Genomic DNA, 26,344 nt, shown 5'->3' on the forward strand with positions numbered 1-26,344 from the left:
CGCCGCGCCGCCCATACGTCCGGGCGGGGCGCGCGACAGGTCTTTCGGAACATCGGAGAACTCCCGGAGTGCGCTCGCTCGTGGAGTGGACGAGGGGCTTTGGACGATTCTAGTCCCGAATGGTAACCGGTGTCATACGAGCGGAAAGCGCCATCGCGGGAGGGTCAGAAAGCGAAGAATTCGTCGGCTGCGCAGTGCAAGAGCGCGGCGGCCGCACAGGGCTTTAGGGTGAGGCGCGCGGCAGCCCGCAGCGCGAATTTCACGGAGGCGTCAGTACGCCGGCGGCTGACAGGAATCGCGCACGACCAGATGCGGACGCACGCTGGCCGAGGCCACCGAAGCGGCGCCGGGTTCGGACTGCAGCAGCATCGATGCGGCGATTCGGCCGATGTCGCGCACCGGCAACCGCACTGAACTCAGCGCCGGCCACAAGCGCGACGCCAGTGGACTGTCGTCGAAGCCGACCACCGACAACTGCTGCGGAATGTTGATGCCGGCGCGCAGCGCGACCTTGTACACGCCCGCGGCCATTTCGTCGTTGCCGGCGAAGATCGCGCTGGGGCGATTGTTGCCGGAGAGCAGCAACTCCGCCGCGGCCACGCCCGATTCGAAGGTGTAACCGGCTTCGACGATGCGCGCCGCCGGCAGTTCGATCCCGCGCTTGCTCAGCGCCTCGACGAAACCGGCGGTGCGTTCGTGCGCGGAACGGTAGCTGGACGGGCCGGTGATCAGCGCGATGTCGCGATGGCCCAGCGATTGCAGATAATCGGCCGCTTCCGCGGCGCCGTCGCGGTCGTGGGTGATGACCATGCGCGAGGCTTCGTCCAGCGACACCGAGGCGATACGCGAATAGCGGCAGCCGATGTCGGCAAGCATGTCGGCCAGCGCCTGATCTTCCGACACGCGCGGCACCAGCATCACCCCGTGCAGCTTCTGCTGCTGGACGAAGCGGTGCACGCCGTCGATATAGCCCGGGTTGCGGCTGTCGCAGGGATGCACGACCAGTTCGAAGCCCGAGTCGCGGATCGCATCGAGCGCGCCGTACTGCATGTTGACGATGTACTGCGCGGTCGGGTTGTCGTAAACCATGCCGATCAGGAACGAACGCCGGAACGCCAAGCCGCGCGCGAACGGATCGGGCGTGTAGTTGAACTGGCGCATCACCGCTTCGACCCGCTCGCGGGTTTCCTGGTGCACCAGCGACGATTGGTTGAGCACCCGCGACACGGTCTTCTTCGACACGTCTGCCAGACGTGCGATGTCGTTGATGGTCTTGGCCCGATCCGGGACCGTCCGCGCCCGGGCCGGAGCAGGTGCTTCAGTTTTATTGCGCGGCATGGGCGATGGAACCGGGGGATCGTTGAGGGATTCTAGCCCGCCATGCCGGTTCGCCATGCTTGAGCCGATCCTGGGCAAATCCTGTCGCTGGCTGTTGTATAGGAAACCGGTGTCATTGACAATCGGCCCGTATGCTTGGCTCACGACCTGGGAGGTTGGGATGGGGATCGGACACGTTCTATGGGGCCTCGTCGGCGCTGCCGCGCACGCGGGCCCGACTCATCGCCGCAAAGGCGTCGCGCGAGGGTTTCTGCTCGCCCTGCTGGTGGCCGCGCCGGCCGGCGTCATCGCAAAAGAGCGGATTTCTTCGCAGAAAAGCCCCGAATTGGCGTTTCCAGGCGCGCAGGGATGGGCGGCGCATACGCCCGCCGGTCGCGGCGGGAAACTGCTGCGGGTGACCACGTTGGCGTCCACCGGGCCGGGCTCGTTCGCCGAGGCCATCGCCACGCCTGGGCCGCGCATCGTGGTGTTCGAGGTCGCCGGCGTGATCGATCTGGAACGCAAGGAACTGCGGATCAGCGAGCCGTATTTGACCATCGCAGGACAAACCGCCCCCCAGCCCGGAATCACCTTCATCCGCGGCGGCCTGACCATCGCCACCCACGACGTAGTGATCCGCCATATCCGCGTGCGCCCCGGCGAAGCGGGTCTGGCCAAGCGCGCCGGCGTGGATTTCGACGCGATCAACACGGTGCGCGGCGCGGCCGACGTTATCGTCGACCACTGCTCGCTGAGCTGGGCTACCGATGAGAACCTGTCGGCCTCCAGCACGCGTTTCTTCGGCGAAAGCCAGGCCGATTGGATGCGCGCCGCGTCCAGGCGGATCACCTTCAGCAACAACCTGATCGCCGAGGGCCTGGCCAACGCCACCCACGGCAAGGGCGAGCACTCCAAGGGCTCGCTGATCCACGACCACGTCAACGACGTCTTGATCGTCGGCAATCTGTACGCGCACAACTACGAGCGCAACCCGCTGTTCAAGGGCGGCGCGCGCGGACAGGTGATCAACAACCTGATCTACAACCCCGGCCAGCGCGCCGTGCACTACAACCTGATCGCCGAGGAATGGCTGGGCCATCCGTATTCGGTCGGGCAGATGGCGGTGCGCGGCAATGTGATGCGCGCCGGTCCCTCGACGCAGACGCTGGCGTTCTTCAGCATCGGCGGCTCGGGCGATCTGGATTACTACTCCGACGACAACCTGGCCGTCGATCGCATCGGCCAGCCGCTGCCGCAGACCGGGCGCTACACCACCGCGCCGGTGAAATTGCACGAACTCACGCAGGCGCCGGAGCTTCCCTTCGGGGTGAAGCTGCTGCCGTCGGCGCAGGTGCAGGATGCGGTGGTGGCCGAGGCCGGTGCGCGGCCTTGGGATCGCGACGACATCGATCGCCGCATCCTGGCCGACACCATCGAGGGCCGCGGCAAGATCATCGACAGCGAGAACGAAGTCGGCGGCTATCCCAAAGTCGAGCCAACCCGGCAAGCGTTCGTGCCGGCCGATTGGAACCTGGCGACGATGGAGCCGTTGAAGCCGCTGCCGCGCCGCGCGCCGTTGCGCTGAGGCCCGCATGCGTCGGCGCGATGTGCTCAAGGCGATAGCGGGCGGCGTCGCGGCCGCGGGCTGGATGCCGCATGCCGCGTTCGCCGGCCGCGGCGACACCGCGCCGCTGGCCGACACGCGCAGCGGCCGTATCCGCGGCTATCGCGATCGCGGCATCCAGGTATTCAAGGGCGTGCCTTACGGCGCCGACACCGCCGCGCGCCGCTTCATGCCGGCGTTGCGCGAGGTCCCGTGGCAGGGCGTGCGCGATGCCGTCGAATACGCGGCGTCCGCGCCGCAGAAGCGCGCCGACGGCCGCATCAGCGAAGACTGCCTGTACTTGAACGTATTCACGCCGGCGTTGCGCGACGATGCCCGCCGGCCAGTTTTGGTCTACCTGCATGGCGGCGGCTACGACAGCGGCTCGGGCAGCAGCCCGCTGTACGACGGCGTCAACCTGTGCCGGCGCGGCGATGCGGTGGTGATCACGCTCAATCATCGCCTCAACGCGTTCGGCTATCTGTATCTGGCGCAACTCGGCGGCGACCGCTTCGCCTGGTCCGGCAATGTCGGCCAGTTGGACCTGATCCAGGCGCTGACCTGGGTGCGCGAGCATGCGGCCGAGTTCGGCGGCGATGCCGCGAACGTCACCGTGTTCGGCCAATCCGGCGGCGGCGCCAAGATCGCCAGCCTGATGGCGATGCCGGCCGCGCGCGGCCTGTTCCATCGCGCCATGACCATGAGCGGGCAGCAGGTCACCGCGGCCGGACCGCGCGCGGCGACCCAGCGCGCGCAGCGGTTCTTAGATGAGCTGAGTATCGCGCCGAAGGATCTGCAACGCCTTTGCGCGTTGCCGTTCGAGCGCTTGGTCGAGGCGAGCCGGGTGCGCGATCCCTCGCCGATCGAAGACATGTCGCTGTACTTCGGACCGGTGCTCGACGCGAAGTCGCTGCACCGTCATCCGTTCTACCCCGAGGCGCCCGGGCAATCGGCGCAAATCCCGATGCTGATCGGCAATACCCGCGATGAGACCCGCGCCTTCCTCGGCCGCGAACCGGCCAACTTCGACTTGAGCTGGGAGCAGTTGCCGGACAAGTTGCGCGATCATCAGTACGTCGATCTGGACCCGCACACGGTGATCGCCGAATATCGGCGGCTGTACCCCGATTACACGCCGTCGCAGGTGTTCTTCGCCGCGACCACGGCCGGGCGTTCGTGGCGCGCGGCGATCCTGGAAGCCGAAGCGCGCGCGCGTCAGGGCGCGCCGACCTGGGTCTATCAACTCGATTGGGGCTCGCCGTTGAATGAAGGCCGCTTCGGCGCCATGCACACGCTGGATATCGCGCTGGTGTTCGACAACACCGCGCAGCCGGGAGCGAATACCGGCGACGGCGCGCAGGCACGGACGATGGCCGGATTGATGAGCGATGCGCTGCTGGCGCTGGCGCGGCATGGCGACCCGGGCCACGCCGGGCTGCCCGCGTGGCCCCAGTACTCGCTGCAACGGCGCCAGACGCTGTTGTTCGATGTGCCGCCGCGGTTGGCGCACGATCCTCGCGGCGGCGAACGCCGGCTCTACGAGCGCGTGCCGTTTATCCAGCGCGGAACGTTCTAGCGCGGCGAAGGCGTGGTGGAGCCGCCCGTTCGCAGGCATCGCGCCGGCAGCGGCCGTTTCAGCATCCGGGTCAGCGGCAGGCGCAGCGAACGCAGGCCGTCGGCGACTTCGGCGGCCATGCAGCGCGCGCCCTGCGGCGAGAAATGGGTGTCGTCCTGCAAGCCGTCGGGGTAGTTGGCGCTGTCGCCGGGCCGCAGCCACAGGAACAGGCGCTTGGAATCCTCCGCGCCCTGCCAGGCCAGCACGGCCTCGCTGCGCCGTTCCAGATCGATCAAGGCCACCTCGCGTTCGGCCGCGACCGCACGCACGATGTCCGGATACTCGCCGTGGCTGTGCGCCACCGCGCCGGCCGGATCGAATCGCCGCCGCGCGACCGGGGTCAGCAAGATCGCCGTGGCGCCGCGGGCGCGGGTCTGATCGACGAAGCGTTCCAGATTGCTTCGATAGTCGGCCGGCGGCGTGTAGCGGTCGGGCTTGTTCCGGGATTGGTCGTTGTGGCCGAACTGGATCAAGACGTAGTCGCCGGCGGCGACGGTATCGAGCAGTGCCTGCCATCGGCCTTCATCGATGAACGTGCGCGTGCTGCGCCCGTTCATGGCGCGATTGTCGATGCGGACGCGGCCGTCGGCGAAAGCCTCGCCGATGGCTTCGCCCCAACCGGTTTCCGGACGTTTTTCCTCGCGCTTGACCGCGATCGTCGAGTCGCCGGCCAAATGCAGCGTCGGCGCATCGGCGGCGATCGCGTTAATCGGCAAGCCACTCAGCCACAGGGCGAGCCACACGATCGCGCGCAGAGGCGCCAAACCGGTGAAGTCAGCCGTTACCCGCGCGATGGCTTGCGGCCAGCGCGCGGAGAAACCCGAACGCGGGTTCCGGGCCGCAACCGGGCGCGTCACAACTTGAATCGCAAACCGAGGAAGTACTGGCGTCCGGTGTGGTGATAGACCGAGACCCGATCGGCGGTCGAATCGACCCACTGGTCGTTGTACTCGTCGGTGAGGTTGAGCCCTTCCAGGGTCAGCTCCAACTGCTCGTTGATCTTCCACGAGGCCGACATGTCGATGGTGGTCGTGCCCTTGGTGCCTTCGACATCGGCGTTGTTGCGGCCGGGCACGGTGGTCAGGTAGTCGTCGCGATACGCGGCCGACACGCGCGCGCTGAAACGTTCGCCTTCGTAGTAGAGCGTCGCGTTGTAGGCGTTCTTGGACAGGCCCACCAGATCGGTCTTGAGCGAGGAGGCGCCGGCCGCGGTGACGTACTGGATCTTCGAATCGACGTAGGTGTAGTTGAACTGCACGCCGAAGTCGTGCCAGAAACTCGGCAGGAAGGTGAAGGGCTGCTGATAGCTCAGCTCCAGGCCGCGCAGTTTTCCGCCCGGCGTGTTGACCGGAATGTTGAACTGGAATTCGTCGGTCGGCAGCGCGCCGGTTCCGGCCAGCAGTTCGTCGGGTAGGCCGGAGGTGTTGTAGGGCCGGATCTCGCGCGAGGTCTGCACGAAGGTGTCGATGTCCTTGTAGAACAACCCCAGTCCCAGCAGGGATTCTTCCGCGAAGTACCACTCCAGGCCCAGGTCGTAGGTCTTGGCACGGAACGGTTCGAGCAGCGGATTGCCGCCGGACACCACTCGATTGCCGCCGCTTACGCTCACCGTCACGCCCGGGGTGAGATTGCCCAGTCCCGGTCGCGACATCACCTTGGAGGCGCCGAAGCGGATCAGGAAATCCGGAGTGATGTCGGCGACCAGATTCAACGAGGGCAGGGTATCGCTGTAGTCGCGACCCACCGTGGTCAGGACCGGCGTGGTGCCGGCCAGGGCGAAACCGGTGGAGGACTGCTTGGTCTTGACGTGGCGCACGCCGAAATTGCCGCTCAGCGGAATCCGGCCCACCTGGGTGGAGAAATCAGCCTGGAGGTAGTAGCCCAGGTCTTTTTCCTCGACGCTGCGATTGTTGCCGCGCGCGCTGGCGACATCGGGCGATACCGCGAAGATCCCGCTGTTGCTGTAGATGCCGAACAACCGGTTGAACGCGTCGATGTCCGGAATCAGCCAGCTCGAATCGTTGTTGCCGCCCACGCTGGTGCCCTGCAGGCCGACCTGTTTAGTCAGGTCGGCCAGATTCGTGCCGGGCGGCAGCGCCGGCACCACCAGTTCCGATGCGCGCCGGCTCTCGCTGCTCTGGAACTGGTATTTCTTGGACTGCACGCCGCCTTTGATCTTGAAGCCCGGGGCCACGTTCCAGCGGAAATCCAGTTGCCGATTGTCGAAGGTGTTCTCCGAGGCCTGCGGACGCAGACGGATTTCCGACACGCCGTTGGCGAAGCTCCAGGCGTTGGGATCGTTGACGTCGAAGCCGTTGTCGATCACCGGCAGGCGGCTGTTGCCGCGGTAGTCGTAGCTGTATCCCTGCACGTTGTTGCGATCCAGGGTGACCGTGGTCTGGATCGGATTGTCGAACTCTGACTTGGCCCGGCCGATCTGGCCGCTGAGCGCGAAGTCGTCGCTGAACTTGTGCTCGCCGTAGAAGTTGGCCTGGGTGAACTTGGTGGTGAGTTCGTCGTAACGCGCTTCCGACCGCACGTCCACGTTGTTGAAACGGCCGTAGACCAGGTTGCCGTGCTCGTCCACTTCGCCGTCGAGCACCACGGTCTGCGGCTTGCCGGTGCCGGTGCGGCTGAAGGAGATGCCGTTGAGGAAGTTTTCGGTGCGGGTCGCGTCGAACTTGGCGTACAGCAGGTCCAGGCCCAGTTCGGTCTTGTCGCTGACCTTGAACTGCAACGCGCTGGTGACGCCCAGCCGTTGTTGATCGTGTTCCATCACCCCGTAACGCGGAATCCGCGGGTGGAAGGTGGTCGGAAGACGCGCGGCGGCGAACGGCGAACTGGCGGCGAAACCGCCGCTGCTCGGCCCGTTGTCCCAGCGCACGGTGCTGTGTCCTTCTTCGGTCAGGCGGCGGTCGGTGTAGGCCACCGACAGCAACGCGCCGAAGCGGCCGTCCATCCAGGTGTTGCTGATCAGCGCGGTGGCGCGCGGATCGGTGTCCTTGGACAAATCGTTGTAACCCAGCTGGCCGCCGGCGACGAAGGTCAATCCGTCGTAGTCGAAGGGCCGCGCGGTCTGCAGATCCACGGTGGCGCCGAGCGAGCCTTCCTCCACGTCGGCCGACGCGGTCTTGCGTACCTTGAGGCTGTTGAACAATTCCGAGGCGAAGACATTGAAGTCGAAGCCGCGGCCGCGGTTGGCGCCGCCGGAACTGTCGGTGCCGCCGGCGGTGGTCAGCGCCTCCATGCCGTTGATGCGCACCCGGGTGAAGTCGGGCCCGAGGCCGCGCACCGAAATCTGCCGGCCTTCGCCGGCATCACGCGCGATCGATACGCCCGGGATGCGCTGCAGCGATTCGGCCAGATTGAGGTCGGGAAAGTCCGCGATGTCCTCGGCGACGATCGCATCGACCACGCCGACTTCCTCGCGCTTGATGTCCAGCGCCTGCTGCAGGCTGGCGCGGAAGCCGGTAACGACCACCGCGTCCAGGTTCTTGGCGTCCTGGGCCGGGGCCGCGTCCGCCTGTGCGGCCGGCGCCGGGGCGGCGGCCGTCTGCGCGCGGCCGGTCACCGGTGCGATCGACAGAGCCAGCGCGATCGCGCCGGCCAGCATGGTAACCGGTGTCTTTTCAATCACTGACTGTACCTGCATTCCGCTCCCCTCCCAAAGGTGCCAGGCCGCTTTTGCGCGGCTTTGGCGGGCTTTCTGCGCCTGTTATGGTGTCCATGAACGAAAATGACACCGCTGGTCAAAACCCTAACAAAACCTGGCGCGAACAGCATGCTGCGGTGCGCCAATGCTTTCGGGAGCCCGGTCACGGATGAGCGGGCCGGGCGGCTTGGGGAGGCCGGATGAGGCCGGGGCGGTGTGTTTCGGCGAGTAGGGACCCAGGCACGCGGCGCCGGCGGACGGGGCGGTGCTGCCTGCGGGAGCGGGCACTTGATCAGACGAGCGAGTCGTCGCGAACACGACGAGCATGCGCGCCGACCCCGGCAGATCGGCCAGAACAAATCAGCCGTTGGCCGGGCGGCCGCGATGTCATCAGGGGCTTTCTTACGGAGCGCTGGCCGGCGTCGGCGAACAACTCTGCGCGCCGGGCGCGCAGACCTCGGTATCGCCGCCGCAGCAATTGCGGGTCAGAAATTCGATCAAGCCGTTCATCGCCGCGAAGTCGGCGCGGTAATTGACGTAGCGGCCCCGGGCCTCGCCCTGGATCAGGCCGGCGGCCGCCAGTTCCTTCAGATGAAACGACAAGGTGGCGCCGGGCAGTGACAGCGCCTGCGCCAGTTCGCCGGCCATGCGGCCGTCGGGGCCGGCCTGAACCAGCTCGCGGAAGATCGCGAGCCGCGAGGCATGCCCGAGCGCGGCCAGGGATTGGGTTGCGTCCATCATTTCCATTAATCTAGAATAGTGGAATAGACAGCCGCGAGCAACCGTCATGACCGATCCGCAGTTGCCCCATATCGATCCGGACGCGCTGGAGTTGCCCGATCCGCTCCGGCTCAGCGCGGCTGCGCAGCCGCCGCGCATCCTGATCCTTTACGGTTCGCTGCGCCCGCAGTCCTTCAGCCGCAAGCTGGCGCTGGAAGCCGAGCGATTGCTGCAGCGCTTCGGCGCGGACACCCGCGTGTTCGATCCGCACGAATTGCCGATGCTGGACAGCGTCGCGGCCACGCATCCCAAAGTGCAGGAACTGCGCGCGCTGTCGTTGTGGTCCGAAGGCCAGGTGTGGGTGAGTCCGGAGCGGCACGGCGGCGTGACCGCGGTGTTCAAGAACCAGATCGACTGGTTGCCGCTGGAAGAAGGCAGCGTGCGCCCGACCCAGGGCCGCACCCTGGCGGTGATGCAGGTCTGCGGCGGTTCGCAGTCGTTCAACGTGGTCAATGCCTTGCGCCTGCTGGGGCGTTGGATGCGCATGATCACCATCCCGAATCAATCGTCGGTGGCCAAGGCGTGGCAGGAATTCGATGAGCACGGCCGGATGAAGCCGTCGGCGTACTACGACCGCGTGGTCGATGTCATGGAAGAGTTGGTCAAGTTCACCCTGCTCACGCGCGACCGCGCCGATTACCTCACCGACCGCTACAGCGAACGCAAGGGCGACCTGGCGGCGCGACAGCTCGCGATGGCCGCCGCGGCAGTCGAAACCGCCGCGATCACTCCGCCGACAACCCGCCCGACGCCCTGCTGCGCGGGCGCTTGCAACTGAGGCCGACATGCACGCCGTCATCTATCACAACGCGCAATGCGGAACATCGCGCAACACGCTGGCCTTGATCCGCCATGCCGGCATCGAGCCGCAGGTGATCGACTACCTGCGCGATCCGCCCAGCCGCGAGCGTCTGCGCGAACTGATCGCCGGCGCCGGCCTGAGCGTGCGCGAGGCCATCCGCCAGAACGGCACGCCGTATCTGGATCTGGGCCTGGACGATCCGGGCCTTGGCGATGAGGCATTGCTCGACGCGATGCTGCGCACGCCGATTCTGATCAATCGCCCGTTCGTGCAGACCGACCAGGGCATTCGCCTGTGTCGTCCGTCGGAAGTGGTTCTGGACCTCTTGCCGCCGCTGACCGCGCCATTCGTGAAGGAAGACGGCGAAGTGGTCATCGACAGCCACGGGCGACGCGTTCGCTAGCCGCGGCGATCGGCGGTGCCGGTCGGCCGTGCCGTGGATCGTTCGGCGAAGAATACGAGCTCGCCGGCGAGCTGGGTAACCAGCGGCAACGTGCGCCTTGTGCGGGTGCGCGCATTCCCCCTCCCGCGGGCTCATTGGCCGCGAATCATTGAATATGCTCAGCTGGGCCGTTCATCATGGCCACAGTTGCCGTTCCGCGGACCAAGGAGCGATGGCGACGCTGCCCAGGGAGTGAAAGCGAATGCCGTTCGATCCCGTAATAGTTGCCGCGATAATTGCCGAAATGATCGCGATGGAGAATCGAATGCCGATCGATGTCTCCGAAATCGTCGCGATCCTGCTCGCAGGCGTGATTATCATCTGCGTGGCGATCGCCGCCGCCGGCTGGACGGTCGTCAGCCTGTGGAAATGGCGCAGGATGTTGCCGGAAGCGCAGACTTCAAATCGCACCGGCCCGAGCGTTGGCGTGAAGGCGGTGATGGCGCCTCCTGGAGCCGCCGCCCCGCAGACGCCGCAGCCGGCCGGTCCTGACGCGTTCGATCGAAAATAATCCGCCATGCAACGACAAACGGCTTTGACGTGGGCTAGTGCGAGTGCCTGGTGGCTGCTCACCGGGCTGGTATGGACCGGGCAGATGTATGAGGCCTTTTCCGGGCAGGTCGCCTCGTCCTACCTGTTGCGCACGGAAATGGCCAAGGCGGTTCTATGGATCCCGTTCACCATGTTTCTTATCTGGTGGGTGGGTCGCCATCCCATAGAGCGCGGCGCCACGATCCGGTCAATCGGATGGCTGGCCCTGGCCGTGGCCGGGATCATCGTGATGCGCGCCCTGTGCGTGGCTTTGTTCAATCCATGGATCGGCTGGCATGCCCAGTTACCCAGTTGGCCTGTGCTGCTGCGCACGAGCTTTCTCAGCGACTTGCTTACGGCCTGGATGATCATCGGCGTAGCGCACGCGCTGTTGTTCGCGCGGCGCGAACGGCTGCGTCAACAGCAGCATGCCGAACTGCATTCGCAGTTGTCGCAGGCGCGCTTCGAAGCGCTCGCGGCGCGGCTCGATCCGCACTTCCTGTTCAATGCGCTGCATTCCATCAGCGAGGTGATGCATCGCGACGTGGCCGCCGCGGACCGCATGGTGGTGGGACTTGGCGGCTTGCTGCGGCAAAGCATCGACGGCGCGGCGACACAGCACACTACGCTGGGCGAGCAAATCGAATTGCTCGAAGACTATGTAGGCATTGAACAGGTCCGCTTAGGGGCGCGGCTGCGCTTTTACCTGGATGCGGATGAATCGCTTTATTCGGTCATGGTGCCGCGGCTCTTATTGCAACCTCTGGTCGAGAATGCGATCCGCTACGCTATCGCTCCATCCATGGAACCCGGAAGCATCCGGGTCACCGCCGAGCGCCGCGAGAATCGGCTGCTTCTCAAGGTTCGCGACGATGGCAACAGCGGTGCGATCGTGCTGCCGGGACAAGGCGTCGGATTGGCGAGCGCGCGTGCGCGATTGCAATGCCTTTTCGGCGATGACTTCCGCTTCGAGGTGGAGACAACACCTGGCAGCGGCACCTGCGTTGCTATCGACCTGCCGCTGCAGCGGCTTTCGGAGGCGGTATGAACGGGCATATACGCGCCATCGTGGTGGATGACGAGCCGATGGCGCTGGCTCGCCTTTCGCGCCTGTTGCGCGAGGAGGACGGGGTTGAAGTCGTCGCGGAATGCGCAGAGGGAGTTTCCGCCGTGGCGGCGCTTCGCGCGCACTGCCCCGATGTCGCTTTCCTCGACATTCGCATGCCCGGGATCGATGGGCTGCAGCTGTCCGCCAACGCCGCTACCGGCGATACCTGCGTGGTGTATGTCACCGCTCATTCCGAGCATGCGGTTCATGCGTTCGAGACCGGCGCGGTCGACTATTTGCTGAAGCCGTTCACCGTGCGCCGCCTGCAGGCCACGCTGGCGCGCCTGCGCGAGCGCTTGAATGCACGCAGGCCGGCCTTCCCAGAGCGCCTTTCGTTGCAGGCGGGCGCCCGCTTGCGCTCGGTGCCGGTGCAGACCATAGATTCGCTGATAGCCAGCGCCAACTATGTTGAGGTGCACTGTGGACATGAGCGACTGGTGGCCAGGGAAACACTGACGGCCATCGAAGCCCGGCTCGATCCCTCGCAGTTCGTGCGCATCCATCGCTCGCGCATGGTCCGCATCGGTGCGGTGCGGGACATGGAAATATTGCCGTCAGGGCAGTATCTGCTTCGTCTGCACAACGGTCAGAAATTATCCGGTGGGCGAAGCTATCGCGACCGGCTGCGAAAGGCGCTCGGAATTTCGGCATCGGAAGCCTCCTGATGCTTGGGACGCCGTCTTAAGCACAGGTGCTGGCGGCCCGGCGCCATACGGGCAATTGCCGCTCACGCCCGAATTCAAGTCGTTCGTCCCACATGGCTTGTCCCGGCCACGCAAGCGCGGTTCGATTCGAATCATTGAACCCCTGGCGCTGCGGCTTAGGAGCTGAGATGAAACGACGGGACTTTTTGGGCGCCTGTGCGTCGATCGCGGGCGCAGCGGTCCTTTCCGCCTGCCGCACGACGCCGGGCAAGACTGCGATGGTGTTGGATACGACGGGGTTCGCCGCCATTCGCCGCTTTGCCGAAACGCCGTTCGGACGCATCGCCTATGTAGAGATGGGCGCCGGTCCCGCAGCGCTGTTCCTCCACGGCTTGCCCTTGAACAGCTTCCATTGGCGTGGATCGCTTGCGCTGCTTTCCTCCTACCGGCGATGCATCGCACCGGACTTTATGGGGCTTGGCTATACGGAGGTTTCAGAGAAACAAAACCTCTCCCCGCAAGCGCAAACCGACATGCTTGTGGCGTTTCTCGATGGCCTTTCGATCCCGGCGATCGATCTGGTGGCCAACGACAGCGGCGGCACGATCGCGCAGCTGCTCGCGGCGCAACACCCGCAGCGGGTTCGCACGATGCTTCTGACAAACTGCGATGTGCATGAGAACTCCCCGCCCATGCAGTTGCGCAATTCAATCAACGCCGCCAGGGCCGGTACGTACGACCGGAGCATGCAGCGGCATCTGGACGATCGGGCCTACGCCCGCTCAGAAAAGGGCATCATCGGCTCGGCCTACATGAATCCGATGCAGGTCACCGATGAAGCGCTTGAGTATTACTTCAGGCCACTGGTCGCATCGTCGCTGCGCAGGTCCCAGCTCAATGGCTATCTGGTGGCGCTCGACCCCAACCCCTTGCCCGCGATCGAGCCGGCCCTGCGCCGGTTGAACGCGCCCACACGCATGGTATGGGGCACGGCAGACCCGCTCTTCCCGACTTCGTGGGCGGCATGGCTCGACAAGACCCTGCCTGGATCCCGCGGCATTCGGCTGGTGGAAGGCGGGAAGCTGTTCTGGCCGGAGGAATTGCCCGAGCTGGTCGCCGAAGAGGCGCGAGCGCTGTGGGGCGTCTAGGGGCGCGGTCGGGGGCGCCAAAGCCATCCGCTATCGCTTAAAGGAATCTGGGCGGATGGGCATAGTCAGGTGATTCGCAGATTTGCCCCAGGTTCGTTCTGACGTCCGCCTCGGTCATTCACCCACGTCAGTGCATCAGGCACAAACCTTGCCGCTGCACCCGCCGCTGGACACAAAGCCAAAGTCTGTGTCTTGGCGCGGGCATAGTCTGTGCATGCACGCATCCGCGGTCGTGGATTGAAGACGATCCGCCTACCATAGTTTGTGCATTTTCTTAATAGTCAGCTAGTTGCGAGCTTGACGGTCGCCTCCGCCGTCGACAAAGTGCGTGCGCTGGTGCAAGTGAGAGGATCAGACGCTTGCGCCGTATCAGCCTCGTCATACTCGTACTGAGCAGCAGGTACTCGATTACTTGCGCGATTAAAGAAAGCGGCGCGGTTTGCCGAACGCTCAGCGCTACTACGCCGAGCCACTTGTAGCTCACGCCGCGATTTCGGACGTAGTGAGGTTGTAGCCGTTGATGCTGACGGTAGTCGCCCTAGTCGAAATGACGCGGTTTGGATTCTTACAGACATGAAAAAACCGCCTTGCGGCGGTTTATTCGTCCCAAGCCGTTTGGTCAACTGAATGACGACGACGAAGGCGGAGTGGTGCGCAAAATTTAGCCGCCAGTACGCGGCCGTGTCAACTATGGGGCGAGATGGCGCCGCAGGTTGGGGTCACTTCGACGCCCGTAGCCAGCCGTTGCACCGAGCATAGTGAGCACATGATCGGTTCACGGAGTCGCATGAAGTCTGCTGTTCAACCGGCGAGCCTGGCTGCTTCTTAGTCATCGCATCAGCCATTTTGAAGATTGCCTAAGGCCCCGCGTCAAATCTATTTATCCTGGCAGCACTGCTGCGCGTTAAACATTAATGAAATTTGGCTCATTGGGTGGACGCGACTATTCCAGCTTTGAGCGAATTCGCATGGATGCAGATGAACGGCGGCGGCAAAGCATTGCCGATCATCAGCGCAATTGACTCCTTTCCATGAGACACATCAAAGTGATAACTGACGGGAAATCCCTGAAGGATCGCTGCTTCCCGCAGCGTAATATTCCTATTGCGAGAGGGGTGTAGGAATCGGCCTTTTGAGGGGTTATGGCAGCCGCTCGTAATGGTTGGAGCGACATCATCCCATGCCATGCGACCATATACATCGCGAAAGCCATCGCTTTTCTTATGGCAAGCGAGCTTGTATTTGCTCGGTAGATCTGTTCGGCTCCCGCCATTCTTTGGAACCAACGAGATGAGCTTGCGTATTGCTGGAGAACGATTTTCTTTCAAAGCGTGAAGACTATCTTTTGTCTTTGACGGCGCATCCAATTGGCTGATTGCCTGACGTACAGTTACACGCTGTTGCACTATTTTCCCGGGGCTCGGAGAGTGAACTCTAGAGGCGAGCAGGATAAGCCGCTTGCGACGTTGGGGTACTCCATAATTTGACGCATCGAGCACCTCAACGACCGAGCTGTAGCCGAGCAGACTCAGCTTTTCCCTAAGTTGCTCAAAACGATCATCACGCATGAGCGCCGGCACATTCTCGAGCATGACGGTCTTTGGAAGAAGCGCGACAACGAAGCGATAAAAATCAAGAACCAAATCGTTCCTATCATCCTGCACAGAAGTTTTTTGATTCTTAGTTCTGAGTCGGGAGAAGCCCTGGCAGGGAGGGCACCCTGCAAGCAGATCAAGCTCTCCGGGCTGAAGCTTCGCGGCTAAGGCAACTGAAAGTGGATCCAGAGCTCGGATGTCGGCTCCATATAGAGCCACTTCGGGATGGTTGAGGCTGTAGGTTTCCTGAGCTTTCGCGTCTATCTCGACTGCGGCGACGACCGAAAAGCCTGCGTCCTTCAAGCCCTGACTTAGGCCACCGCAACCGCTAAATAGATCAATAGCTTTAAGTGTCATTACGCTTTCTCGAAGTTGCTGGGTTCGCGTGCGCGTCATAGCGGATTGTGCGTCAGGCGCCTAGGGTCCGCCTAATGGTGAAGCCAAACTTCTAACCTGTCACGCACCGAAACAATGTCTAGATTATTTTGCGGAACCTGTRCAATCGCTACCTTAGCCAAACCAATGATGTCCTCAGCGCTAAGGGCCACATCAAGTCCTTTATCCAGATAGGCCTTGAACGCCTTCTTCGCTTCCTTTGGCGTCTTGGTTGAGTGCCCTCCTGCTGGTTGCAGGGCCTCAAGCGCAATATGCTCAGGAGTGGCTTTAGGCAAATAGTCAAGACGGGCGCGCAACCAAGTTAGGTAGTCCAATTGGGCTTGGACCTTGGCATTATTATGCCCAGCCTGATCCGCTCCCCCGGGAATATGTAGGTTTGGCTTTACGCCCGTTTCTTTCTTCAATAGATCATCAAGCTCTGGGTACTTGGCGGGAGGAATGCCCATCGGATCACTAAAGTGAGGGACGTTACGTTTGTCCCCGTCTAGAAGCACGAAAACGTCGTCTCCTGAAGTCATCGCAGAGGGGCCGAGGTTGGCTAGAATTGCGTCAGCACCTCCCGGAGCTATGCGGATTTCTAGAGTCTCCGCATCTCCAGGGTCAAGGCCTTTCGCTGCATGCTCAACCAGGATTGCGGCCATTGCGTCCTCAACTAACACGCGCCTAACATTCTCTGGCGGTTTGCCTAGACGTTTCAGGGCAGCGGACGGGCTGCTCTGCGGCAATACACGTGAGCGGCCGGCGCCACCGTCCTCAAAAACTTTAATGGCGTTATGTGGAAGCCCGCGTAAGAATTCCATGGAGTGAGTTGAGATAATGATTTGATGCTTGTCGATCTTGATGCGTTCAAGCAAAAACTTCAAAAGAGCCCTCTGAGCTCCTGGATGGAGTGAGGTTTCGGGCTCGTCAAGCAAGATAAGTGATTGGGGCGGAGCATTTAGAATTCGCACGACAGCGCTTACAGCTGCTATTTCGCCGCTGCCAGCGAAGGCCTCGGAGTACTGCGTGCCCCGATTAAAGATCACACTTAGATCTTCGCCTCTTTTGCCGGGGTACAGTGAATGCCTAACTAGACGCGCAGATTGATATTCACGACCAAGAATGGCAGACACATTCGAGAGTTCTGCATCGGTGAGCAGTCTGTTTTCAAATACACGCTCACTTCCTCCTCCCAGCTTGTATGACTGCCGATCATCCTGGACAATCCTATTGAGGCGTTTAGCCTCCCGTAGCATAGCCTCGCGTTTATCCCCTCCAGTTATGCCATCGTCGAAGTAGAAGTATCTATCGAACGATCCAAAGGTGGTCTTTAGATTGATGTAAACGCATGTGCGCTTAACTGGATTCCAGCGGTCCTTAGCTTTGCCATCGAAGTTTCCTTCTGGTAGCTGCTTCATCCCATCTTGGACGCTGGTACGATATGGCTCCCAGTAGTCTGCACCCCGCTTCTTCCCGATGCGCGCTTTTCTTGTTTCAACAATGCCGTTGTAGGAATCGCTCCAATGGCCATAAAAGAAACGTTGCGGGTTCTTTTGATTTCCTTCGATTGGATCGAGTTCGGTAGCGAACCAATACTTTGCAGTGGAGTATCCGAATGGAGCTCCCCACAAAGCATGAAGCACTGAGCTCTTGCCAATTCCATTCGCTCCGACTAGCGCGGTCAGAGGAAAATCGAATTTGATTGTTGTTTTCGGCTCTATGTTCTTGAACTTTGGAAACGTGATGTGCGTGATGTAGCTCTTTAAGGCGCCGCCTGGTTTGAAGCCCTTGATCGTAGCAACGAGTGCTGAGATCTCGTCGTTCGTAGCCATCGCTCATTTGTCCCTACATAGAAAAGGCGAATGCGTATCGGCCGGCCGGAAATCTGATCTGAGGCCACCAAGCTGCGCTGCGTCCGTTTTTTGCGGCTGTTCGAAGCATAAACAAGGTGGGCTTCGTATCTGGGACGAGCTTCGCTTCTCCGCCCGTCAAGATGCCCTGAGTCTCTCGGCGACTGCCCACCAAGTCACGATCGCGATCGACATATACATAACCCGTCGGCAAGTCTCGGAGCTTTGCGCACTGGGCTAGTGATTCTACAATTGCCAGTTTATCCCATACGAACTCGGCCTCGTTCGGGTCCGGGCAAGTAAGATGGATGAGCTCTTTTATAGTCTCAATAGGTAGCTCGTGGTAACTACGGTCGGAAATATTTGCAAGCTTAGCGTCGATAGCAGCCAGCTCTAGCGATTCATTAATGTCGCGTCGAACCTGTGCGGGGTTGTATGTTCCGCCTCCGGTGTAAACTCCGATAGCACCCGGAACGAGCACATTCTTCCTAGTAGGTTGCAAATTTCCTTCGAGATAAATTCCGCGAAATTCTTCTTGAGCCTGGCTAGCAACCAGATCTCGCAAGCTGCGCTCCATCTTATTGATCGCCTGAAATACAGTGTGCAACTGGGGTGGTAGGAACAGTCGGAGCAAGCCAATATCCTTACGCCGATAACCGTACATGCGTGCGTGCTGCAGGACAGTGTCAGCCTGTGGCGTGCGAGGATTGCGGCCGTAATAGCTAACGAGAAGATTCTTGATCGTTACGCCACGGCCGAGCTTATTTCCACCTACGAATAGGTTATACGGAGAGCGAACTGCGACATCTTCGTCAGTTTCCCCGTTTACGAGTTTTACCGTTATGCCCGGGCTAAAGAATGCAATTGCTTTAATTATTGACTGAAAGCTACATTGTCTCAGTGGTTCATGTGTGGCCGCCAAATCATCATACGCAGCACTAAGGCGTGAGACTACCTTTTGATCGTTTGCTTTTAAGTTGCTTGTTAGATCTGTTTTATATTTTCTTAGAAGGCTAACAATATGATTGTGGTCACTCGTCTTCGTGCTGACGTGGCAAAGGAATGCGCAGTTTTGAGTTGGTTCTGAGAGACGCTTGTAGGTCGCCGCAATCATAAATGTATCGAGTGCTCGGAGCAGCGACGAAGGGATTATGGGCGACGGCGTTGGCTGTGAGCCAGGTGCCAAGCTTGTTATGTCGGCGATAGGGAACTCTTTGACTAACGAAGATGTGTCAGAGAAAAAATCATCGCCACCGACGTAGTCAGCGCCCGGGTGGCTGAGTACCGTAAATTTAGGACGGAAAGAGTGGTGCTCAGGCTGAAGAAAGAGTGCCTGTGGCGTAGCCGTCACTTGCAAGTAGGTGTTCTTATAAAAAAAAGCTCGAATTTCTTCGATTAACTCATTTATTTTACTTCTAGATCCGTCGTCCTTGCGCGCCCGCGTATTGAGGCTTGCTTGGTCCGCTTCGTCATCGATAATCAGGCAGCTGACACCGCGTAAGGAACTTCGTTTAAAATTCTCAATAAGTGTCTTGAGATGACCGCCATTTTTGGTGATCACAATCGCGCAAGTTTCTCCTTTGATGCGTTGGATGAAGGAGTCTAAATGCCTGATATCTTTCTTCCCGAGGATGTCCATTCCTGGGAAAGCTTCTTGCGCCCGCGCGAATGTTTGTTCGTAGAGAGGATCAATATCTGACGTTAGGATAATTATTGTCTTATAGCCCTCATCCGCTCCAATTGCCCCGGTTGCAGTGAGGACGCCCGTTTTTCCGCTCTGCACCAGCCCATAGATTAGACCGTTAATCTGCTCTTGGCCGCCGCTGAGAGGCTTGATCCAATTGGTTGCAACTTCCTCCGCGGTCCGTTGAATATCGTCTACTTCTGAAAGGTTGCTTACCTGAGTACGGAGTAAGTTGAGCACTTGGTCCCTGTGGTTCATATACCCTCACTAAGTAGTTTGCTCCAATCGGAAGGTGGCACTTTTCGCCCTAAAGTGCCAGCCGGGCCACTGATTTCAAAATGTTCTCGATGCCTTCGGACGCATGAGATGCGGAGGGCTGAGTCTATAAGCGGGGCAATCTTCACGTACGACTGGAACGGAAGTGCTGCGACCCCGTCATTGCCACAGATAAGCCCGATTGTTAGAGGAGTCTGGGCAGATTCTTGGGAAAGTAATCGCTGTTCTTCGGCAGTAAAGGTGAAGCCCCAAGGGCTACGGATACCTGTCGAATACTTAAGATGGATGGAGTGCTTTCCATCGATTAAGAAAAAAGGGTTTTTGTACGCGAGGTGAGCACCTGTTCCGCCACGTAGCAGAATGTGCAGGGCAGCGCCTTCGTAGAATTCTTGCTTTTGAATGCCCATATCCATTGGGAAGCGCGTTTGGCCGAAGTGGCCTTCCCCGACGCGCATGCTCGCTTTGCATCATGTAATAAGACGGCCATCCGTGCAACTACGGTTCCTGTTGGGCAGCATTTCTCAGCGATCTAGAAAAAATCATCTTCTGTGACCGGATGGGCGCCATCATTGATTGAGGTGAGATAGCGTCTAGTGGCAAGAAGCGGCCGGTCCATCTTTGGAGATTAGCCCGGGGGCAACGCGGTATTTTTTTTATGGCTCGTCCGGGCGTTCGAGTCGATGATTTATTCCTGCTAGAAGTATTGGAACTTGATCAGTCCGACACCTTTGATATCTATAAGGAACTATTGGGTCGATTGGCTCGGGAATTTGATGGTCGTCCTGGGCGGCCGCCAAACGTTTCCTTCGACTTGGCTCGTGGGTTATGCCGTTGATCTGATCCCAAAGGATTTTCTCGGTTACGCGAATCCGGAAGCAAGTGTCTGGAAGCAAAATTAAGAGTTTCATGGTTAGCTCGATCACTTTCCGTGCGTGAGGTCTAACGCTCGAATCCCGGCAGAACGCAGGTAGCGCGCGAATCAGCCAAGTAGCAGTGAACCACTGCGAATCGACTCTATGTTCTTGATGAGAGTTTCGATACGCAATGAGTAGGCCTAAAAAGCCGTAGGCGTCACCTCGTTCGTAGAGCGCTTCTTTGTCAGACGTCGTGCAAGATGTTCCATCGGGGAAGCGATAGATATCGAAAGGTATGAACTCATCCGCGTACTTTTCTGTATATCTTTTGAACCACGCTCGGTGTATGGGGCGATGCCCTTTGCTCAAGTCTAGTAGACCTATAGGCCAGTCGATCAGGTTGGCCAGATGGGGATGCCGAGCTAAGAGCGCTTGTAGTCGTAGTCGGGACAGGGACTTCACCCCATCTTGATGCTGGCGATACTCATCCGAGCGCATTACTAGAGGGCTGTCCTCGCTGCCGCGGCGCATCAGATAACGGCTACGCATCAACTGCTGGCCGCCTTCGGCGTTCTCCCAGGCGGTCCAGATAATTCGCGCATGCAGTACATCACTCTCGCTTCGGCGAGGCCTGCCTTTGCCCATACGACGCGCCCCAGACAACCGCCCGACCGCTTCATCGAACTCGCCCATAAAACCTCCACAGAAATTCGCCTTCGAGAACGTATTTTTTGTGGGTGCAGCGACACGCCCTGAGGGCTAAGTTCAAGGTACTGATTAGCACGGAGCAGGCGTTGGGCGCACCTATGAGTGACCAGGATGAACTATCTACCGCTTGGGTGGCGCGTAACTACGGTGGAATCGTGCCCGTTAAAGAGCTATGGCACCTGCTCGGATTTAGCACGCAGGCGGCGCTGAAAAGAGCGCACTCGACGGGCAGGCTCCCGCTTCCGCTGTTCAGAATTCAGGGGCGGCGGGGTATGTTCGCCCAAGCCTGCGATGTCAGTGCATACCTGCGAATGCAGCAGATTGGGCATCAGAGGGTGGGGGGAAGTGCCATGACCTGACCCTCTCCGAAGCCCCTCAAACGGGAAAAAAGAAAGCCCACGAGCTCGAACTCGCAGGCTTTCAGGGTCGGCAAAGGTCGCTAGCCGTTGTCGGCACTCTCTCCCTCCTTATCTCCTCTGTCAAGCCTGCGAGGGCTGGGCACGGGCGGTGCTTGATGCCGGCCTGGAAATGAGCCGGCAGAGCGCCGACGCCGGCCCCTCGGGCAGGAGCCGACATGTCTACGGACCCAATCATTGGTGGGCCATCCAGCGGCGACCGAAATCTTGTCTACGCTCGTATGGGTCTGACTACCCCCGAGGTAAGTCAGATTGAAAAGATGGTTCAAGAAAGTGGGTCCCGCTCGGTTGGGCGAGGGGCTTTAACGAACGTTCGCGTGCGCTTCAATTCGGTCAAAAACGGTCACGCAAGAGTTCTCGAAAGCCACACCTGCGAGTTGATCCATGCCTACGAACTAGAGTTCGATCGAGATGTGCTCGGCTACTACGTACAAGCTCAATGTCCTCGGGTGATCCGCACGACCCGGGATGGCCGTAAGCACGTATCGACGGCGCATCTAGACTTTTTGGTTTTCAGAAAAAGTAGCGTCGAGCTTGTTGAATGCAAGCAGCTAGGTTGGCTTGAAGCAGAGTGTGCAAAGCCGAACAGTCGCTGGTGCAACGTTGGCTCTCACTGGAGCTATGAGCCTTACGCTCACTGGGCGAAGCAGAGAGGCTTGGATTTTTCAGTATGGGTAGGGCCGGAGCATCCAGCGATCTATTTGCAGAACCTCAGCGCTTGCTATGACGTGATCAACGATCAATTGTCTGAGGGTGAAAGTCGGCTTGTGAGGATCACTCAGGCCCTGATCGAGCGGAAGCCACAGACCATCAGCGACCTCTCAAAGATGGTCGCTGGATTTGGAGAGCGAATTGCGCTTTGGATGCTGGCAAATGCGAAAGCATTCGGTCCTTGGCGCAGCGTCAGTCTCGGGAGGCCGGATGACTTCCGTCTCTACGCTGTTGAGCAACACGCAAAGCAGGTGGACCTCGCTCTGCTTCAGGAAAGGGGCCGAGAGATGTCGCAGCCCCATGTACTTGATCCCATCTTAAGGGCCTCATCAACGGACCTGGCGAAGGCGCGTGAGAGGCTAGCGCGTCTCTCAAAAATAGAATCCGGAGAGATTCTTCCAACACGTCGAATGAGACAGTTGGCGATAGAGGTAAGCAAGGAGATAGCCCGAGGGGGCTCGGCGCTTTCGGCCTGCCTGACCAAGTACTCCCGAAGTGGAAATAGAACATCAAGACTTCTTCCGCAGCAGGAGGAGGCTGTCGAAGTCACTATTTCAAAGTACTGGAACACTGGGAAGGCTCGACGGCCCAAAGAACTGCTGTTCCTGCTCGAAGAGGAGTGCGCTCGCCTACAGGTTGAGCCATGCGGTCGCGCGCGACTTGATGCGAGGAGGCGGCACGAGAGCCCACTTCGACATGCATTGGCGACTGGAGGGTTTCGCGCCTATCACGCCATTCGACCAAGTACCGACCCGCGGTCAAGATCGCTTGCCCCACTGGGGTATGGGCAAGTTATGCACGTAGATTCTTCAGATCTAGATGTGCGATTTGCGCCCGATCTTTTGAGAATGCTTCCATCGCAGAAGGCAAAGTTCTACATAGGGATAGATGGTGCGACAGGCGACACCCTCGCCCATGCATTGATATTCGGCTCCGCTCGGACAGATGGCTTGGCGCTGTTGATGCGCGAGTGCGTTCAGAGAAATGGGTTTCTTCCAAAGATGATTCACCTGGATCGCGGGCCCGAGAACACTTCTCAATGGATTGATGAGTTCTGCGAAGGACGAATCAGCCTGCGTCATTCACCAACGGCAGCCAGTGCATGGAACGGCATTGCTGAGAATGCGATCAAGCAGGTCAACGATCAGGTTGCCCATGTGTCGCCTGGCAGTACCGAACTAGATCAAATGGGGCGTCGTGTCGATGGGAGGTTCAAGAGCAAACGGCAAGCGAAGATTGCATTTGCTGAAATTCTTTGTCGCTTTGAATCGTTCATCTACGATGATCTTCCTGCGACGCCCAGAGCGGATGGAAGGACTCCCGTAGAAGCGAGGCAGGAAAGCCTCGAAAGTTATGGGGTTCTGGGTGATCTATGTGAGATGGACGATGAATTCTTCATCCGAACTTCTATAAGGGTAGCTACGAAACTGAGGGTGGATCAACGGCGAGGCGTTAGAACAGCTGATGGTTGTTATGTAAGTAGTGAGCTTCAGGCAGCGCTGCGAACCGGTCACGTTGAAGAACTGCGACGAGATTGCTGCCGACCAGATGTTCTGTACGTTCGCATCGATGGAGTGTGGCTAAAGGCGTTCCACAGTCATATTCAAAGCCGCGCGGCCCTAGGCGATCGGGAGAGGTTGTTTGAGCTCTTGTGGGCGCCGCTTAGTCGATCGGCTTCCAGGCTGACCAAAGAAGGGATATCACGGGCTAGAAGAGATCGAATGAAGATTGCGGAAGCAGCATATCCGGCGACCTTGCATCTTGCTCCAGCACTTATGGCCGAGGAAGAACGGCCGATAGAGGATGAAGATCTATGCGCAGTGAATCTTCGCGAGATTTCTATCTACGATGAGACGGATGACTTCTGATGAGGCTCATTCAGCACCCAGGGTATGAAGGGCCACGGAGGCGCTTACAAGATGCGCTGGACAACCATCGCCCCGGCCATATGGTCTTTCTTATTGGCCCCTCAGGAGTTGGAAAGACAACGATACGCCACTCTGTAATGAGGGAGATGTTCGGCGATCCTGCGTACTGGGGTAAGGGGCGAACGCCAATCGTTGAAGCCTTTGCGATGCTCCCGCAAAGTGCGTATTTCAGTTCACGAGAACTAGCCAAGGCGTTGGTCAACGAACTCCATGCTCCGCAATTGGGGTGGCTTTTGCGTGGTGATATGAAGCCTGAAGTTCGGCGCGTGTTTCGCGCTGAGCTGGATAAGTGCGCGGAGATCTGGGAGGCGTTACGCCCAAAGCGAACTACTGAAGGAGAGTGCTGGGCTCTTTTCCAACGAGGTCTTGCTACGAGAGGGTGCAAATACGTGTCGCTAGATCAGGTAACAGCATTGCTGGTTAACCATAGAGACACTTCTCCAGCTGATCACACTCTGCACCTTATGGCTCTCGCTGAATCGGCTGGCGTGATGTTTCTCATGACGGGCGTGCAAAGCGCGGCGAGGCTATGGGCGGTGCACTCAGAGCTGCGCAGGCGCGTAGTGACAGTTTGGGTTCCACCTTATAGCGATAAGCGGCCATCAGATAGGGATGCTTTTCTGAGGCTACTTAAGTCGCTAAGCCAGAGATACGCCCTCAGCCGCGAGGACTTGTTGTTGCAGATGGCGGGTGATGTTATGGCGGCAACCGGCGGTGTCTACGCTGAGGTTATGCAACTGCTGGAGCGCGCTAGCGCGCTAATGAAAGAATCTGGTTCGCACTGCCTCTTGAAGAGACATATAGAAAGCGCGTACTACGGAGATGAAGACCTTGCTACGCTGTGGAGGGACATCGATGCATTCGAGCAAGTGATGTCAAGCGGCGACGTATCCAAGCGATCGATGAGTGTCAACGCAAGATGGAAGCTGAAAGATTCATCTGCGAAGTCAAAAAATGGGTAGCCCTGGTTGGACAGTGCTGCCTCCGGTTCCTCTGTTGGGAGTGGGAACTTGCTTGGTTGAATCGGTCGAGCACTACATGTCCCGGCTTGCATGGCTCTCGGGAACAACTGTAAGCAAGATATGCAAGTTACCTGTTCCCTTCGGTGAAGGTGGAACGGGAACCGTAGGAAAGACGTCTAGATTTTGCGGTCCAGGGGATACGTATCGGCAACGAATCAGAAGTCTAGAACTATTGACCGGTGTCGATACCATACGGTGCGGATCGTTCTTCGTGTTGGACCGACTCCTGTCCACAGGCGCCGCGGGCAGATTCTTGACTGGCCATCGATGGTGCCCGATTTGCTACTCGGAGTGGAGTGACGAGTCATCCTGGGAGCCATTGATATGGCGAATAGATCTGATCCATGTCTGCCCACTGCACGGCTGTCGGCTGATGGGGATATGCCCGCGTTGCCACACTCTCCCTGCGGATACGCCTGCTTACGCCAAGCGCCGCGAATGCCGGTCTTGTGGCAAGTCGCTAGGCGGGCCAGGGCGGAGGACTAAAAGATCTGTCCACGACATATGGATAGAGCAGCAGGTCTGTGAGCTCGTAAAATTCTGTTCTACACCGCAACAAGATGAGGTTGGCGCTGACGTTTTTAGGGTTTTCACTGAGGGTTTGGCGCAAGTCGCCCTCAATGTCGACGCAATGCCAGCACCATTGGTAGCTGCGATTGATCGCCTTAACGACCCGGCAACTGGCGATAGAACTACCTTGCGTACTCTGGTTAACCTTTGCGCGTTGCAGGGAATTTCAATAGTGGACGTTCTAAACGATCCGCGCTTTGCTGCGTCACGCCCCTTGCTAGATCATTGGCGAGACTACAGTTCGATAGATTTTCAGGACGATGAGCGGCATTCCAAAAAAATATCCGCTTTTAGGATCTGCCTTAGCCGTATTCTCGGGCAATCCGAGGGTATGTATTTACCCTCGATAGCTGTTCTATTGAAGGCCATTGGCCTTAATCAAGATCTGGCTCTCGAACGCAGTGTTGATCTCTATCAGAGCTATAAGATTGCAAGGCTGCGACAGGGACCGTATTCGACCCTGATCCACACAGATAGAGCGTTTGCAGCCGCAATGGCCTGTATCCGTGACTTAACGGGGAAGCGCTTAAGTGCTCGAGGGCCGTCGGCCGCCTTCGTAACAAGGATCGCCAGGATCGCCAACATTCGTGGGGCGGAGGCGCGAGAGGCCTGCCAAGCCGCGTGGGTTTGTGGATCTGCCCTCTGGGACGCTAAGGCGATTCTGCGTCAACAGTCATGAGTAGCCGGGGCGCTATGCCAGCCTAGCCTCACAA

19 protein-coding genes are annotated in these 26,344 nt (G+C 59.6%); 11 read left to right on the forward strand and 8 right to left on the reverse strand.

All coding sequences use genetic code 11. From position 1 onward, the window contains the following. Positions 1–270: 270 nt before the first annotated feature. Positions 271–1,338, reverse strand: a complete 1,068-nt coding sequence (locus tag AB4Y92_RS03895) for a LacI family DNA-binding transcriptional regulator (protein ID WP_441818459.1) — start codon at positions 1,336–1,338, stop codon at positions 271–273. 394 nt (positions 1,339–1,732) lie between these two features. Between AB4Y92_RS03895 and AB4Y92_RS03900 the strand changes: the two genes are divergently transcribed. Further along, positions 1,733–2,902 carry a pectate lyase family protein gene (locus AB4Y92_RS03900; protein WP_441818460.1) on the forward strand — a complete coding sequence of 390 codons (1,170 nt, stop codon included), beginning with the start codon at positions 1,733–1,735 and terminating at the stop codon, positions 2,900–2,902. 7 nt (positions 2,903–2,909) lie between these two features. Next, positions 2,910–4,496 carry a carboxylesterase/lipase family protein gene (locus AB4Y92_RS03905; protein ID WP_441818461.1) on the forward strand — a complete coding sequence of 529 codons (1,587 nt, stop codon included), beginning with the start codon at positions 2,910–2,912 and terminating at the stop codon, positions 4,494–4,496. Here the strand turns inward: AB4Y92_RS03905 and AB4Y92_RS03910 are convergent. From AB4Y92_RS03910 to AB4Y92_RS03920, 3 genes are all read right to left on the reverse strand, one after another. Next, positions 4,493–5,299 (reverse strand): rhamnogalacturonan acetylesterase, encoded by an 807-nt coding sequence (locus AB4Y92_RS03910; RefSeq protein ID WP_441818462.1) that lies wholly within the window; start codon positions 5,297–5,299, stop codon positions 4,493–4,495. The genes AB4Y92_RS03905 and AB4Y92_RS03910 overlap by 4 nt on opposite strands. Before the next feature lie 89 nt (positions 5,300–5,388). Beyond that, complete coding sequence (locus AB4Y92_RS03915; RefSeq protein WP_441818463.1) at positions 5,389–8,187, reverse strand: TonB-dependent receptor; 2,799 nt, start codon at positions 8,185–8,187, stop codon at positions 5,389–5,391. A gap of 402 nt (positions 8,188–8,589) precedes the next feature. Continuing rightward, positions 8,590–8,934, reverse strand: a complete 345-nt coding sequence (locus AB4Y92_RS03920; protein WP_441818464.1) for an ArsR/SmtB family transcription factor — start codon at positions 8,932–8,934, stop codon at positions 8,590–8,592. A gap of 40 nt (positions 8,935–8,974) precedes the next feature. On the opposite strand from AB4Y92_RS03920, the gene arsH reads away from it, so the two are divergent. The 6 genes from arsH (at position 8,975) to AB4Y92_RS03950 (ending at position 13,642) form a co-directional block, all read left to right on the forward strand. Then, a complete protein-coding gene (arsH, locus tag AB4Y92_RS03925; RefSeq protein WP_441818465.1) occupies positions 8,975–9,745 on the forward strand; it encodes an arsenical resistance protein ArsH in 771 nt (256 codons plus the stop codon). A 7-nt stretch (positions 9,746–9,752) separates the two neighbouring features. Beyond that, the gene (arsC, locus tag AB4Y92_RS03930; RefSeq protein WP_441818466.1) at positions 9,753–10,172 is read left to right on the forward strand and encodes an arsenate reductase (glutaredoxin); all 420 of its coding nucleotides are present in this window, start codon (positions 9,753–9,755) and stop codon (positions 10,170–10,172) included. Between the two features lie 241 nt (positions 10,173–10,413). Further along, complete coding sequence (locus AB4Y92_RS03935) at positions 10,414–10,722, forward strand: hypothetical protein (protein WP_441818467.1); 309 nt, start codon at positions 10,414–10,416, stop codon at positions 10,720–10,722. A gap of 6 nt (positions 10,723–10,728) precedes the next feature. Continuing rightward, positions 10,729–11,790, forward strand: coding sequence for a sensor histidine kinase (locus AB4Y92_RS03940; RefSeq protein WP_441818468.1), 1,062 nt, complete (start codon positions 10,729–10,731; stop codon positions 11,788–11,790). Further along, on the forward strand, positions 11,787–12,515 hold the full coding sequence (locus tag AB4Y92_RS03945; RefSeq protein WP_441818469.1) for a LytR/AlgR family response regulator transcription factor: 729 nt from the start codon (positions 11,787–11,789) through the stop codon (positions 12,513–12,515). Before AB4Y92_RS03940 ends, AB4Y92_RS03945 begins: the two co-directional genes overlap by 4 nt. A 167-nt stretch (positions 12,516–12,682) precedes the next feature. Continuing rightward, positions 12,683–13,642, forward strand: a complete 960-nt coding sequence (locus AB4Y92_RS03950; RefSeq protein WP_441818470.1) for an alpha/beta fold hydrolase — start codon at positions 12,683–12,685, stop codon at positions 13,640–13,642. A 926-nt stretch (positions 13,643–14,568) separates the two neighbouring features. On the opposite strand, the gene AB4Y92_RS03955 is transcribed toward AB4Y92_RS03950, so the two are convergent. The 4 genes from AB4Y92_RS03955 to AB4Y92_RS03970 all read right to left on the reverse strand — a co-directional run bounded on the left by AB4Y92_RS03955 (position 14,569) and on the right by AB4Y92_RS03970 (position 20,969). After that, entirely contained in the window at positions 14,569–15,594 is a 1,026-nt protein-coding gene (locus AB4Y92_RS03955) for a DNA cytosine methyltransferase (protein ID WP_441818471.1), read from the reverse strand. Positions 15,595–15,665: 71 nt separating this feature from the next. Next, positions 15,666–17,444 (reverse strand): ATP-dependent nuclease, encoded by a 1,779-nt coding sequence (locus tag AB4Y92_RS03960; RefSeq protein WP_441818472.1) that lies wholly within the window; start codon positions 17,442–17,444, stop codon positions 15,666–15,668. Positions 17,445–17,457: 13 nt separating this feature from the next. Beyond that, positions 17,458–19,404 carry a Z1 domain-containing protein gene (locus tag AB4Y92_RS03965; protein WP_441818473.1) on the reverse strand — a complete coding sequence of 649 codons (1,947 nt, stop codon included), beginning with the start codon at positions 19,402–19,404 and terminating at the stop codon, positions 17,458–17,460. 671 nt (positions 19,405–20,075) lie between these two features. Next, the gene (locus AB4Y92_RS03970; protein WP_441818474.1) at positions 20,076–20,969 is read right to left on the reverse strand and encodes a hypothetical protein; all 894 of its coding nucleotides are present in this window, start codon (positions 20,967–20,969) and stop codon (positions 20,076–20,078) included. A 589-nt stretch (positions 20,970–21,558) separates the two neighbouring features. On the opposite strand from AB4Y92_RS03970, the gene AB4Y92_RS03975 reads away from it, so the two are divergent. From AB4Y92_RS03975 to AB4Y92_RS03985, 3 genes are read left to right on the forward strand one after another with little or no spacing between them, the layout of a single operon-like run. Next, positions 21,559–23,979 (forward strand): integrase catalytic domain-containing protein, encoded by a 2,421-nt coding sequence (locus AB4Y92_RS03975; protein ID WP_441818475.1) that lies wholly within the window; start codon positions 21,559–21,561, stop codon positions 23,977–23,979. After that, complete coding sequence (locus AB4Y92_RS03980) at positions 23,979–25,001, forward strand: ATP-binding protein (protein ID WP_441818476.1); 1,023 nt, start codon at positions 23,979–23,981, stop codon at positions 24,999–25,001. The genes AB4Y92_RS03975 and AB4Y92_RS03980 overlap by 1 nt, the downstream gene beginning before the upstream one ends. Continuing rightward, positions 24,994–26,310, forward strand: a complete 1,317-nt coding sequence (locus AB4Y92_RS03985; RefSeq protein WP_441818477.1) for a TniQ family protein — start codon at positions 24,994–24,996, stop codon at positions 26,308–26,310. The genes AB4Y92_RS03980 and AB4Y92_RS03985 overlap by 8 nt, the downstream gene beginning before the upstream one ends. Positions 26,311–26,344 lie beyond the last annotated feature (34 nt).

The sequence above is a fragment of the Lysobacter sp. TAB13 genome, from assembly GCF_052113885.1.
GTDB classification, from domain to species: Bacteria; Pseudomonadota; Gammaproteobacteria; order Xanthomonadales; family Xanthomonadaceae; genus Lysobacter; species Lysobacter gummosus.